Raw genomic sequence first — 12,551 nt, forward strand, 5'->3', positions numbered from 1 at the left:
GCTCCATCACCGCGCTCCGGCGGGCGACGTCTCCCGGCCCCGGCCGGGAGACGTCCACCGGTGGCCGCGCGTCCCGGTCAGCGGCTGGACCGCATCCAGTCCTGGTAGTGCGTGGGCGCGAGGTGCGCGTCCGGGCCCGCGATCAGCACGTCCTGCCCGGCCACCGCGAACATGCCCGCCTTGTCGTCGGTGACGACGTTCCGGTCGTCCTGCTGCGCGGCCAGGGTGACCCGCCCGAGCTCGTCGAGGGCGAAGACGTCCGGGCCGGCGACGTTGCGGATGCCGTTCAGCGGCGCCCCGGTGGCGACGTCGACGACCGCGTCGACGACGTCCGCGGCGGCCATCGGCTGGATCCGGGTGGCGGGCAGCCGGACGGTGCTGTCGTCGGCGGTCCAGGACAGGACCGCGTTCATGAACTCGAAGAACTGGGTGGCACGCACGATGGAGTACGGGGTGGGCCCCTGCCGCAGCAGGTCCTCCTGGATGGTCTTGGCGCGGTAGTAGTCGAGCTCGGGGACCTGGTCCACGCCGACGATCGAGAGGACCACCTGGTGCCCGACGCCGGCCCGCTCCCCGGCGGCCAGCAGGTTGTTCATGGTGGTACGGAAGAAGTCGATCGAGGCGTCGTCGAAGGTCGGCGAGTTGGCGACGTTGACGACGACCTGCGCGCCCTCCAGTGCCCGGTCCAGGCCCTCCCCGCTGAGCAGGTCGACGCCCGTCGAGGGCGCCGCGGGGACGGCCTCGTGTCCGGCCGCCCTCAGCTTCTGGACGACCTGCGAGCCGATCAGTCCGGTGCCACCGATGACTGTGAGCTTCATGGCTCTCACCCTTCCACGACGTGCCACAGGGCACGCCGGCTTCGCCGAGGACGCGCCTCGAACTCGGACACTTCTTGTCCGAGACAATAATCGGATAGTCTTTGTCCGAGTCAAGCGGGGGTGGTCGGGTGAAGCTGTCAGGTGGGGTCGAGTGGGCACTGCACTGCTGCGTGGTGCTGACCACGGCGACGGAACCCGTACCGGCCGCCCGGCTCGCGGAACTGCACGACGTCTCCGGTAGCTACCTGGCCAAACAGCTGCAGGCGCTCTCCCGCGCCGGCCTGGTGACCTCCGTCCAGGGCAAGGCGGGCGGCTACGTCCTCACCCGGGCCCCCGAGCTGATCACCGTCCTCGACGTGGTCACCGCCGTCGACGGCGCGCAGCCCGCGTTCGTGTGCACCGAGATCCGCCAGCGCGGCCCCCTCGCGACGCCGGCGGAGGCCTGCACCCGGCCGTGCCCCATCGCCCGCGCCATGGCCGGCGCCGAGGCCGCCTGGCGCGCCGCCCTCCAGGCGGTCACCATCGCGGACCTCGCCGGCGGCGTCGACGACGACTACGGCCCGACCGCGCTCGGCAGCATCCGCACCTGGCTCGGCGGTCCGGACCGGGGCGACACCGCGACCGAGGAACAACACGTCGACGGCCGGTGACACGCCGCCCGGCTGCGCGGGCGGCGGCGTCCGGTGCCCGACGCTGGGACGGTGACGGAATCTGCTCGCGGGCCGGGAAGGTCCACCCCGTTCGGCATGGAACGCGACCCGTCGCGGGTCGTGGCGTTCAGCGACGCGGTCATCGCGATCGCCGTCACGCTGCTGGTCCTGGAGATCCGTCCGCCCGAGGACACCCGGCACCTGCTGCACGGCCTCGCCGCCCTCTGGCCGTCCTACCTCGCCTACGGCGTCACCTTCATGCTGATCGGCCAGATCTGGGCCAACCACCACGTGATGTTCGACCAGATCCGCACCGCCGACCGGGTGGTGCTGTTCCTCAACACCGTGCTGCTGATGGACATCGCGTTCCTGCCGTTCGCCGCCGCCGTGCTGGCCGCCGCGTTCCGCGACGGGCACGGGGAGCGGACCGCGGTCGTCCTGCACGGCGTCGCGTTCGAGCTCGCCGCCGTCCTGTTCAACGCCATCTGGACGTACGCGCGTCGCCACCGCGGGCTGCTCGTGTCCACCATCGACTCCGCCGGCGTACGCGCCATCGGCCGGCGCTTCCGGCTCGCCCTCACCTGGATCGCCGTCGGAACCCTGCTGGGCGCTGTGCTCCCCGCTCTCGGCGTGGCCGTGATCGCCGCGTTCATCCCGTTCTACTGGCTGCCCATCCGCGGCGAGCTCGCCGGGGCACGGCCCCGGTAGGGGCAGCGACGACCCCGCCGCGCCGGCCCCTTGAGCTCGGCAGGCGGGCGCGGGCAGACTGGCGGCATGACGCGAGGCACCGCTCTGGTCCGGCGACCCGGCGACCGGCTGGCCGAGGGGCTGGTCACCCACATCGAGCGCAGCGACGTGGATGTCGCGCGCGCCCGGCGCCAGCACGAGGCGTACCGGACGGCGCTCGCCGAGGCCGGCTGGCAGGTGCGCGAGGTCGCTCCCGCCGAGCAGTGCCCCGACTCGGTGTTCGTCGAGGACACCGTCGTGGTCTGCGACGACCTGGCGGTGCTCACCCGGCCGGGCGCGCCGGAGCGCCGCCCGGAGGTCGCCGGCACCGAGAAGGCGGTCCGCGAGGCCGGGCTGGAGGTCGTGCGCATCGAGGCGCCCGGCACGCTGGACGGCGGCGACGTGCTGCAGATCGGCGACACGGTGTACGTGGGCCGGGGCGGCCGCACCGACGAGGCGGGCGCCGCCCAGCTCGGCGCCCACCTGGCGACCCGCGGGCGCACGGTGGTCCCGGTCCCGCTGCGCGAGGTCCTGCACCTCAAGTCGGCCGTGACGGCGCTGCCCGACGGCACCCTGCTCGCGCTGCCGGAACTGCTCGACGCGACCGCGCTGCGACGGCCGGTGCGCGCGGTCGACGAGGAGGCCGGCTGCCACGTCGTGCCACTCGGGGACGACCTCGTGCTGCTGGCCGCGTCGGCGCCGCGCACCGCGGCGCTCGTCGCGGACCTCGGCTTCACACCGGTCGTGGTCGACATCAGCGAGTACGAGAAGCTCGAGGGCTGCGTCACCTGCCTGAGCGTCCTGATCCCCGGGGCCTGACCCGCCCTGGCCGGCGCGTCGACGGTCAGGCGGCGAGGCGGGTGATCGCGGCGACCGACCGGTCCACGTCCGCCTCGGTCGTGGTCGCGTTCGACACGGAGAGCCGCATGAGGCGCCGGCCCCGCCACGTCGTCCCGCCCGCCCAGCAGGTGCCGTCCGCCTGCACGGCCGCCACCACCCGGTCGGTGCGCGCGTCGTCGCCGAAGCCGACCAGCACCTGGTTGAGGACCACGTCGTTCGCCACCTCGAACCCGGCCGCGGCCAGCCCCTCGGCGAACCGGCGGGCCAGCGCGCAGCACCGGTCGACCACCGCGGCGACCCCGTCGCGACCCAGCTCGCGCAGTCCCGCCCAGACGGCGAACCCCCGCGCCCGGCGGGAGGACTCGGCGGTGAGGTCCGCGCCCGCCGGCGCGCCGCCGGAGCCGACCAGGTAGGCGGCGGCGTACGACATCGCGGCCGCGTGCACGTCGGGCCGGGCGCAGAACGCGAAGGCCGAGTCGTACGGCAGGTTCAGCCACTTGTGGCCGTCGCAGGCCCACGAGTCCGCCAGCTCCAGCCCGTCCACCAGGTGTCGCCGGGCCGGGCTCGCCGCGGCCCACAGGCCGAACGCCCCGTCCACGTGCGCCCAGCCACCGTGCCGGTGGACCAGCTCGCACGCCTCGCGCAGCTCGTCGCAGGCCCCGGTGTTCACGTTGCCGGCCTGCAGGCACACGATGGTCGGGGCCGGGGAGCCGGCTCGCAGCAGGGCCCGCAGCGCGCCGACGTCCAGGGCGCCGTTCGGCCCGGCCGGCACCGGCTCCACCACGTCCACCCCGAGGCCCAGCAGCCGCAGCGACCGGTCGACGGTGCCGTGCCGCTCCTCCCCCGCGAGCACCCGGATCGGCGGCGCCCCGAGCAGTCCACGCCGTTCGACGTCCCACCCCGCGTCGGCCAGCACCTGGTGCCGGGCGGCGGCGAGCCCGGCGGTGTTCGCCGCCTGCGCACCGGTCACGAACCCCACCGACGCCGACACCGGAATCCCGAGCAGCTCCTTGAGCCAACCGCCGGCGGCCGCCTCGGCCGCGATGGCGGCCGGCGACGTCACGGCGTTGAACGCGAGCTGGTCCCACCCGGCGGCGAGCATGTCGGCCGCGGTCGCCGCCGGCAGCGCGCCGCCGACCACGAACCCGAAGTACCGCGGGCCGGCGCTGGCGACCAGGCCGGGCTCGGCCGCGGCCAGCAGGTCCGCCACCACCTGTTCCGGTGGGCAGGGGGCGGAGGGCAGCGGGCCGGAGAAGGCGTCGGTCAACGCGGCCTGGTCGAGCGGCGCGCCGACCGGCCGATCCGGCAACGACCGCCGGTACGCCGCCGCGTGGTCGGCGGCCAGACGGAACAGGTGACTCAGTTCCTCCACCGCCGCACCCTATCCCCGTACCTCCCCCGTCTTCCGCCAGGCGTGCCCGCCCGCGAAACGGGTAGGCGCGTCGGGCCGCCGCAGCGAGACCGGCTCAGGGGGGCACATGGCGGACACGCCACAACCGCGGGGCGGTCCGTCCGCCACCGGCGACGTCATCGAACTGCGGGTGCACGGGGTCTCGGGCGCCAGCGCCCGGCAGATCCTGGACCGGCCGCACACGCACCAGGTCGCCGGTGACCGCAGCGGCGGCTTCCACCGACCCCGGCCGGGCTACCCCGACACCCGAGGGGCGGGCGGTGTGGTCCTGGAGGCGTACCGGTGGAGCGACCTGCCCTCGGGCACCGCGGTACGCACGTTGTCGCTGGTGTTCCTGCTGCCCTTCATGCTCTGCAACGTGGCGCTCTGGATGCGTCCGGCCAGCCACGGCACTGGGGCGGCGGTGGTCAAGGCGCTGTGCCGGACGTTGGCGCTCACCCTCACCGCGCTCTACGTGCTCTCGATCGTCGGGGTGGCGCTCGACCAGGTGGCCTGGAAGTGCATGTCCCTGCCGAGCTGCCTGTCGGGACGGAGCTGGATGTCGTGGCTCGGCGGGCGGCCGGCAGGCCTGCGGCTGGCGGTGCTCGCGCTCGTCCCGGCCGCCGCGGTCGGCCTGGTCTGGTGGCTGGGCGCCGGCCGGCGATGGGACTTCCCGGCGTTCCAGGGGCCCACCACCATCTCCGGTACGCACCAGCTCAGCGCCGTGGGACAGTGGGACGCCGCGCCTCCGGTCCAGCGGCTGCGCGAGATCCACGTCGCCGCGGCGCTCGCCACCCTGGACCTCAGCCTGCTCGCGGCACGGGCCGGCGGCGGCGCCTCCGCGAGCACCGTCGTCCTGGGGGTGGCGACCGCCGCGGTGCTGACCACCTGCGTCGCGCTGGTCTGCGCCCACCCGGTGATCGACCAGCCGAAGCGGTTCGCCACGCTCGACCGGGCGACCCGGGTCCTGCGTACGGTGGCGTGCGCGCTCACCGCGCTGGTCCTCGTCGCGGTGGCGGCCGATCCGGCGCCCTGGCCGTCCGGCAACGGCCTGCCCGGGTACGCCGTGCTGGTGACCTGGCTCTTCGTGGCGCAGACCGTCCTGCTGGTCGCGCTCTGGGCCGTGGTGCTGCGCCAGCGCCGCGGGCTGCGGGGCGGCACGAAGCTGCGCGGCCTCGGCGCGCCGGTCCTCGGCGCGGTCGCCACCGGGGTCGCGGTGGCGTTCTCCGCCGAGCTGGTCTATCGGGTGGGAGACCTGCTCGACCGGGGCACGCCGACCGTGCACCGCTCGCCCATCGGGCCGCCGCTGGCGTACAAGTGGGCGATTGTCGTCTTCTTCCTCGCCGTGCTGGCCGCACTGGTCTTCGCCGCCGTGGTGGTCCTGGTGTCCAGGCCGGGGCGGCGCCGCGCCGCCGAGGCCACGGTCGCGAGGGACTTCCCGGACGCGCCGCCCGAGGCCGCCCCGCGGCTGCGGCAGGTCGAGAAGACGATCGCGCGGGCCCGGTTCACCGAGCGGCTGGAACTGCTCGCCGTGGTGTACGCCCTGCTGGCCGGGCTCGGCCTGGCCAGCAGCACCGTGGGGCTGCTGGAGCTGTACCCGGCCGACGTCATCGAGCGGTGGACCGGGGTGCCCGCCGCGCTTGTCAACTTCGGCACGGCGACGGGCAGCTACGTCATCGCGGCGCTCGTCCTCGCGCTCGTGGTCGCCGGCATCTTCGCGTACCGGACGGCCGAGTTCCGCCGCTACGTCGGGGTGCTGTGGGACCTGGGCACCTTCTGGCCGCGGGTCGCCCACCCCTTCGCTCCCCGCTGCTACGCCGAACGCGCCGTGCCGGAGCTGACCCGGCGCATCTGCCACCTGACCTCCCGCGGCGACGGGGTGCTGCTCACCGGGCACAGCCACGGCTCGGTGCTGCTCGCCGCGACCGTGCTCCAGCTGCCACCCGGCGTCGGCGACCGGGTGGCGCTGCTGACCTACGGCTCGCCGCTGCGCCGCCTCTACGCCCGGCTCTTCCCGGCCTACGTCGACGACGAGGTGCTGCGCGAGGTGGGCCGGCGGGTCGGTTGGCGCTGGCTGAACCTCTGGCGCGACACCGACCCCATCGGCAGCTGGATCTTCTCCGGTCACCGCCCCGGCCGGCCACCCACCGTCGCCTCACCGGCCGGTGCGGTCGACAGGCGACTGCGCGACCCGTGGGACGTCGTCGTCCCGCCGAGCGACACCGTCGCGCCACCCGTCGTCGGACACTGGCCGGGCGAGTCCGATCCGCGCTTCGACGACGCCGTCCGGGAACTCGCCGAGCGGTTGCGCCGCGGGAGCCCACCCGGTTCGGGTCAGGAGGGCACCCAGCGTCCCAGGTAGGGCATGAGCGGAGTCAGGTCGTCGCCCCCGGCCCGGTAGCCGATGTGCCCGTCGGGGCGGATCAGGAACAGGCCCGAGGTCCCGGGGCGGACGCCGAGCCGACGGAGCGCCGCCGCGGCTCCTGCCGGTGCGAGGCGGTGCACGGTGAGCCGACCTGAGCACCGCTGCGCCAGGGCCGCCGCCTCGCCGGTGGACCGGGCGGAGGGTGGCCCGCACAGCAGCAGGTGCCACCCGCGGGCGGACGTGAGCCGGTGCAGCGAGCCGCCGTCGGGCAGTGGGGCGTCGGGCAGCCGGTCACCGGCCCGGGGCCCGGAGCGCGGCCCGTGCGGCCCGTCGGTCGACAGCGGGCTGCGGCGGTAGCTGATGCCGAGCTGCGACACGGTCCGGAAGGCGGCGGCCCGTACGAATCCGGGGGCGAGCGCGGCGGGGAGCAGCGCGGGCGCGACACGGGTGCGGGCGAACCGGATGAGCGGGTTGGTGGAGGTGGCCACGGTGAAGGCCCGGTCGGTGAAGCGCAGCACCATCCGGCCCACCGGCGCCCGCTCCGTCTCGTAGGTGTCCAGCAGCCCCGGGTCGGCGCCGTCGCGCAGAACCTGGGCGAGTTTCCACCCCAGGTTGACCGCGTCCTGGATGCCGGTGTTCATGCCCTGCGCTCCGGCCGGGCTGTGGATGTGCGCGGCGTCGCCGGCCAGGAACGCCCGGCCGGCCCGGTAGCGGGTGGCGGCCCGGTGGTGCAGCCGGAAGTTGGTCATCCAGACCGGATCGCGCAGCCGCACCGTCCCGCCCGTGTAGGTGTCGGCCAGGGTCTGCACCTCGTGCAGGGTGACCGCCGCGTCGGCCGGGGGCGCGTCGGCCGGTGGGCGCATGGCCAGCGCTCGCCAACCGGCCGGCTGCCCGAGCGGGAACAGGAACAGCATTCCCCGTCCGGAGAGGAACACGTGCGCGGCGCCGCCCGCGACACCGTCGGCCTCCAGGTCGGCCAGCACGAAGGTCTGCGGGTAGGAGCCGCCCTCGAATCCGATCCCGGCGAGGTGGCGCACCCGGCTGTGCGCGCCGTCGCAGCCCACCACATAGGCGGCCGACACGTCTTCCTCGCGGCCGTCCCGATGGCGCAGGGTCGCCACCGCGTCGTCGCCGGTCCGGGTCAGCCCGACCAGCTCGACGCCCCGCTCCACGTCCACCCCCGCCGCCGCCAGGTGCTCCCCCAGGATGCGCTCGGTCTCGGCCTGCGACACGAACAGCAGATGGGGGTACGCGGTGTCGGGCAGGCCCAGGTCGAACAGCGGCACCTCGCGCTCGCGGCCGCCCACGTGCAGGCACAGCCGGACGGCCGTGTTGCCGCAGGCCACCAGGTCGTCGGTCACGCCGAGACCGGCGAGGACCTCCAGGGTGCGCGGCTGGACACCCAGCGCCCGCGACTCGTGCACCCGGTCGAGAGCCCGATCGACCACGCGGACCCGCACGCCGAAGGCGGCCAGCTCAGCGGCCATGGTCAGCCCGGTCGGTCCCGCCCCGACCACCAGGACCTCGACCGCGTTCACGGGGACACCGTCACGCACGGGAGGCTCATGCCTCGACGGTAAGCCAGGACCGGGGTGGACGGCGTCCGCTCGCTGCTCGCCGGTGGCGACGACGGAGGAGTCAGACGGGGGTGGCGGGCTGGCACAGCCGCTCGCCGGTCGTGGGATCCTGGCACAGGTATCCGCTGGTCGTGTGCATCCAGCCCCACAGCCAGTCCTTGAACACCGGCTGCCGGCAGTGCCGGCAGGTCGACCTCTGCCGTTCCTCGGGCTCGGGCTGTTGAACCTCGGCCCCGGTCTCCGACTCGGTTGGCTCCGCCGCTGTGGCCTCTGGCCGTCGCTGCGGGCGTGGGATGGACGGTGCGGGCTCGGCCATGAGTGCTTCCTGTGCTGTTCGAGTGGACCGGGCGGCGCCTCGGGGCCCTGAACCTCGATCGTCCGCCCGCCCCAGGGAGGGTGCTGACAAGCATTCTCTGCACAGGAAGAGCGCTGTGGGTGGCGGTGTCGTTACACGATCCGCAGGATCAGGTCCGCTGGTACTCCTCCCAGGTGAGCACGGGGCTCACCACCGGCCCGTCGTCGGGGCCCCGGTTCGCCAGCCCGTTGAGCCCGAGGTAGTAGTCCCCCGCCTGGTGCTGCGCCGGCGCCGACTGGTCGGTGTCGGCCAGCGCCACCGCGTGGATGTGGTAAGGCCAGTTGCCCTGCGCGGGCGTCCGCGACCAGGCGGCGAAGCCGACCCGGCGCAGGTGCCGGACCACCGTGGTGCGGTAGGTGCCGGACATGCCGTCCACCGCGAGGTCCAGCGCGCCGCCGCCGTCGTGGGTGCCGGCCGAGGTCGGGTCGCTCGTGCTGTACGAGCCCTGGCTGATCGCCAACTGGCGGCCGAGCAACCGCTCGGCCTCCAGCAGCATGGCCCGGGTCCGGCTGTTCACGCGCGCGCCACGGAAGTCCAGGACACCGCCCGGGGTCAGCGGCCGGACCACGGTGAACCGCTGGTCCCCCAGTGCCCGCAGCGAGGTCAGCCCCGGCAGGCCGGTGGCGTCGAGGCCCGCGTATCCCAGGGATCGCTGGTGGGCGGCGTACGCCGCCACGGTGCTGGTGCCGAAGTGACCGTCCACGTAGGCGCCGGCGAGCAGACCCCGGTCCCGCAGCGCCCGCTCGACGAGGAGCACGCTGTCGCGGCTGCCGGCGGTGATCGCCGTGTCCGCCCGCCTCGGGTCGATCTGCGCCGCCTTGATCAGCGCCTCCATGTCGACCTCCGGCAGGGCCGCCCGGCCCGGACCCGCCGCGAGCAGGCCGGCACCGACCGCGCCGAGCGTCGCCGCGGCCGCGCGGCCAAGCAGTCGCCTCCGGTCGAGCACGGTCGCCGCCGGCCGGTCGCCGCGCCCGGGTCGCCGCTCCGGCCCGGCCGGCGTTCCCGGCATCACCAGGCCGCCGGCAGGTAGGCGACCGACCAGCCGCGGTAGGAGCCGTGGTCGAGGTAGCCGGCCACCCCGACCCCGCCGCCGACGGACGTGCCGATCACCTTGCCCTCACCGAGGCTGATCGCCACGTGCCCGGTGCCCACCGCGTTGTGGTACCAGACCAGCGCGCCCCGCGGCGGGATGCCGGAGCTGTTCAGGTAGCCGTGGCTGCTCTCCCAGTCACCGCCGATCTCCGCCGTGTTCCAGCCCGAGCCACCCCACCCGTACGCCTGGGCGACGAAGGCCAGGCACAGGTTCTCGTAGGCGGTGGAGCGGTTCCGCTGGAAGGCCCAGTCGATCGCCCCGTTGGCCGATCGCGGGTTGGTCTTCGACGACGGCTCGGCACCGACGTAGGCGCAGCTGTTGACGACCTGGCCGTCCGAGCCGGTGTGCACGTAGGCGTCGGAGACCATGCCGCCGTTGGACAGCAGGTCCCACAGCGTCGTGGTGCCGTAGGTGCCGGTCACCGACTGGCCGTTGGTCTGGCACAGCAGCGTGACCGTCGATCCGTCGGACACGGTGCGCCAGGCCGCGTAGCCGGTCCCGGGTCCCGACCGGACGCTCAGCGCCGTGCCGGAGGTGTTGATGGTGCCGGTGGCCGAGTCGGCGTACGCGTACGCCGTGCCCGGAACGGCTGCGATCAGGACGACGGAGAGCGCGGCGGCGGCGACCGGGCCGCGCGAGACATCGACAATCTTCCACATGGCTGAGGAAGCTAGCGGCTGCCCGCGGCCCGGTCCACGCCCGTTTGGATATTCTTGCCGTGGATGCCGATTGACCCGAAACTAACCTTCAGACGCTCCGGCGAGCAGCGCGGCGTACCGGGTGAGGTAGAGCGGCCATCCCTCGTCGTGACCGACGCCGTCGCTGACGGCCCGCCAACCCGGGCCGTGCCGGTCGAGGTGGCGGTGTTCCAACTCCACCCGCGTGCGGTGCGGGGTCTCGGCGACGAACCGGACCTCGACCTCGCTGGTGCTGTCCGGGTCGGTCTCGATCTGCCACTGGGGATCGATGTCCCAGCTGAACACGACCCGGTTCGGCGGCTCGAAGACGAGTACGCGCGCCCAGCGGCACTCGCTGCCGTCGACGCCCCGGTCGTAGATGTGGCCGCCGACCTTGGGCTCGAACACCGTCTCCGCGATCGCCGCGCCGAGCAGGTTGTGCTCCGGCGGCTTGAAGTCACCGAACCGCTCGGTGAACACGGTGAACGCCCGTTCGAGCGGGGCGTCGACGACGATCTGCCTGCGGACGGCCGCGGCTGTCGTTCCGGTCATGGGGTCTCCTCGGTCGGTTCTTCGACGACGTCCTGATAGCTGTCCAGCGCGCGGTGCCAGAACGTCTCCAACTGGTCGCGCAGCGCGGCCACCCCCGCCGGGTTGAGCCGGTAGACCCGGCGGGTGCCGGCCGCCTGGTCGGTGACCAGCCCGGCCTCCTTGAGGACCTTGAGGTGCTGGGACACCGCGGGCCGGCTGACCGGCAGTTCGTCGGCGAGCTCGCCGACGGCGCGGGGTCGCTCGGCCAGGCACGCGACGATGGCGCGCCTGGTCGGATCACCCAACGCGTCCCACCCGTCGGCAGTTCGGTAAGTAGCCACGAACGGTACGCTACGACTTACCGATGCGGCGCGTCAAGGGGCGGCCTCGTGACGCCGATCAGGCGAACTGCGGCGCGGGCGACTCCTGGCAGGGTTCGACCGAGAGGTACGGCGACAGCGCGCGGAGGAAGTCGGGCGCGTCGAAGATCCGGCCGGCGGAGGCGACGCCGCTCGTCCTGATCCGACCGGCGAGGATGCGCCGCACCGCCTCGACCGCCAGGGGTGCGCTGATGGCGTAGATGTCCCGGCCGTGGGCGACGACGCGTCGACGCGTGTCGCCCGCGCGGACGACGACGTCGACCGTGAACGTCTGCGCGGACCGGCCCAGCTCGTCGACCGCGGCCGGCGCGGGGGTGTCCGGACCGGCCAGGTCCCGCGCCGCGTCGGTGGTCATGTACGTGCGCACCTCGGGAATGGACAGGTGGCTGGGCACGGTCACGACGTCGGCCATCGTGAACCCGCCGAGGACCGGCCGGCGGCCCATCGGCGCGGGGAAGTCCCAGTCCAACGTCGGCAGGTCGCTCTCGTCGGCGTGGTACTCCAGGCGGCCACCGGTGTAGCGGACCCGCCGGCCGGCGCGCCGATCCCGCGAGACCGTGCCGGAGGCGAGGGTCCCGGCCGTGGGGTGCCAGCTGCTCAGCCCGTACGCGACGTGTGCCTCGTCGGCCGCCGTCCAATCGCCCATCGCCGTCGTGACCAGCAGATCGCCGAGCCCGCCGAAGAAGGCCATCGCCGGGACCACCGCGACGCCCGCGGTCCGGGCGCGGTCCGCGAAGTGCGCGAACGTGTCGAGGTTGGCCTCGATCTCCGCGGCCACGTCCACGTACGGGATCCCGGTGCGCAGCGCGGCCTCGATCACGGGGCCCGCGGTCGAGGCGAACGGGCCGGCGCAGTTGACGACCGCGGCCGCTCCCTGAAGGGCCCGGTCGAGCGAGGCCGGGTCGTCGACCGACGCCACCCGGTGTTCGAGCCCCGGATGCGACGCCGCCAGCGCCTGGAGCCGGCCCGCGTCACGACCGACGAGAAGCGGGACGAACCCGCGCTCGCGCAGCTCCGTCACCACGAAGCGCCCGGTGTGCCCGTACGCGCCGAACACCGCCACGACCTGACCCGTATCCATCTGCGGTTCCTCCCTCGAAAGATCGACTGGGAAGAGCCTCTCAGCAGCGGCCGGCCCCGGACAGTGTC

General features: G+C 74.3%; 12 protein-coding genes. 4 read left to right on the top strand and 8 right to left on the bottom strand.

The genetic code is table 11. The annotated features are described in order from the left end of the window. Window positions 1-77: 77 nt before the first annotated feature. Window positions 78-818, bottom strand: coding sequence for an SDR family oxidoreductase (locus NLX85_RS25260; protein ID WP_254339142.1), 741 nt, complete (start codon window positions 816-818; stop codon window positions 78-80). Window positions 819-946: 128 nt separating this feature from the next. Between NLX85_RS25260 and NLX85_RS25265 the strand changes: the two genes are divergently transcribed. The 3 genes from NLX85_RS25265 (at window position 947) to ddaH (ending at window position 3,013) form a co-directional block, all read left to right on the top strand. Continuing rightward, complete coding sequence (locus NLX85_RS25265; protein ID WP_254339144.1) at window positions 947-1,468, top strand: Rrf2 family transcriptional regulator; 522 nt, start codon at window positions 947-949, stop codon at window positions 1,466-1,468. A gap of 96 nt (window positions 1,469-1,564) precedes the next feature. Next, complete coding sequence (locus NLX85_RS25270; RefSeq protein WP_254339145.1) at window positions 1,565-2,176, top strand: TMEM175 family protein; 612 nt, start codon at window positions 1,565-1,567, stop codon at window positions 2,174-2,176. A gap of 66 nt (window positions 2,177-2,242) precedes the next feature. Then, entirely contained in the window at window positions 2,243-3,013 is a 771-nt protein-coding gene (ddaH, locus tag NLX85_RS25275; protein WP_254339146.1) for a dimethylargininase, read from the top strand. Between the two features lie 25 nt (window positions 3,014-3,038). On the opposite strand, the gene NLX85_RS25280 is transcribed toward ddaH, so the two are convergent. Beyond that, complete coding sequence (locus NLX85_RS25280) at window positions 3,039-4,406, bottom strand: aspartate aminotransferase family protein (protein WP_254339147.1); 1,368 nt, start codon at window positions 4,404-4,406, stop codon at window positions 3,039-3,041. A 106-nt stretch (window positions 4,407-4,512) separates the two neighbouring features. On the opposite strand from NLX85_RS25280, the gene NLX85_RS25285 reads away from it, so the two are divergent. Next, entirely contained in the window at window positions 4,513-6,786 is a 2,274-nt protein-coding gene (locus NLX85_RS25285; protein WP_254339148.1) for a hypothetical protein, read from the top strand. Here NLX85_RS25285 and NLX85_RS25290 read toward each other — a convergent pair. The 6 genes from NLX85_RS25290 to NLX85_RS25315 form a co-directional block, all read right to left on the bottom strand. Continuing rightward, window positions 6,759-8,327: an FAD-dependent monooxygenase gene (locus NLX85_RS25290; RefSeq protein ID WP_254339149.1), complete on the bottom strand. Its 1,569-nt coding sequence runs from the start codon at window positions 8,325-8,327 to the stop codon at window positions 6,759-6,761. The genes NLX85_RS25285 and NLX85_RS25290 overlap by 28 nt on opposite strands. Before the next feature lie 503 nt (window positions 8,328-8,830). After that, on the bottom strand, window positions 8,831-9,730 hold the full coding sequence (locus tag NLX85_RS25295; protein WP_254339150.1) for a peptidoglycan-binding domain-containing protein: 900 nt from the start codon (window positions 9,728-9,730) through the stop codon (window positions 8,831-8,833). Beyond that, entirely contained in the window at window positions 9,730-10,473 is a 744-nt protein-coding gene (locus tag NLX85_RS25300; RefSeq protein ID WP_254339151.1) for a hypothetical protein, read from the bottom strand. Before NLX85_RS25300 ends, NLX85_RS25295 begins: the two co-directional genes overlap by 1 nt. Before the next feature lie 81 nt (window positions 10,474-10,554). Then, window positions 10,555-11,043: an SRPBCC family protein gene (locus NLX85_RS25305; protein ID WP_254339153.1), complete on the bottom strand. Its 489-nt coding sequence runs from the start codon at window positions 11,041-11,043 to the stop codon at window positions 10,555-10,557. Next, window positions 11,040-11,363 (bottom strand): helix-turn-helix transcriptional regulator, encoded by a 324-nt coding sequence (locus NLX85_RS25310; protein WP_208862978.1) that lies wholly within the window; start codon window positions 11,361-11,363, stop codon window positions 11,040-11,042. Before NLX85_RS25310 ends, NLX85_RS25305 begins: the two co-directional genes overlap by 4 nt. 58 nt (window positions 11,364-11,421) lie before the next feature. After that, window positions 11,422-12,483: a trans-acting enoyl reductase family protein gene (locus NLX85_RS25315; RefSeq protein WP_254339155.1), complete on the bottom strand. Its 1,062-nt coding sequence runs from the start codon at window positions 12,481-12,483 to the stop codon at window positions 11,422-11,424. Between the last annotated feature and the right edge of the window lie 68 nt (window positions 12,484-12,551).

It is taken from the genome of Micromonospora sp. A3M-1-15 (assembly GCF_024213425.1).
GTDB classification, from domain to species: Bacteria; Actinomycetota; Actinomycetes; order Mycobacteriales; family Micromonosporaceae; genus Micromonospora; species Micromonospora chersina.

Coding starts and splice junctions, on each gene's coding strand:
- NLX85_RS25260 (WP_254339142.1), bottom strand. CDS start 818: ATGAAGCTCACAGTCATCGGTGGCACCGGACTGATCGGCTCGCAGGTC.
- NLX85_RS25270 (WP_254339145.1), top strand. CDS start 1,565: ATGGAACGCGACCCGTCGCGGGTCGTGGCGTTCAGCGACGCGGTCATC.
- ddaH (WP_254339146.1), top strand. CDS start 2,243: ATGACGCGAGGCACCGCTCTGGTCCGGCGACCCGGCGACCGGCTGGCC.
- NLX85_RS25285 (WP_254339148.1), top strand. CDS start 4,513: ATGGCGGACACGCCACAACCGCGGGGCGGTCCGTCCGCCACCGGCGAC.
- NLX85_RS25295 (WP_254339150.1), bottom strand. CDS start 9,730: ATGCCGGGAACGCCGGCCGGGCCGGAGCGGCGACCCGGGCGCGGCGAC.
- NLX85_RS25300 (WP_254339151.1), bottom strand. CDS start 10,473: ATGTGGAAGATTGTCGATGTCTCGCGCGGCCCGGTCGCCGCCGCCGCG.
- NLX85_RS25305 (WP_254339153.1), bottom strand. CDS start 11,043: ATGACCGGAACGACAGCCGCGGCCGTCCGCAGGCAGATCGTCGTCGAC.
- NLX85_RS25315 (WP_254339155.1), bottom strand. CDS start 12,483: ATGGATACGGGTCAGGTCGTGGCGGTGTTCGGCGCGTACGGGCACACC.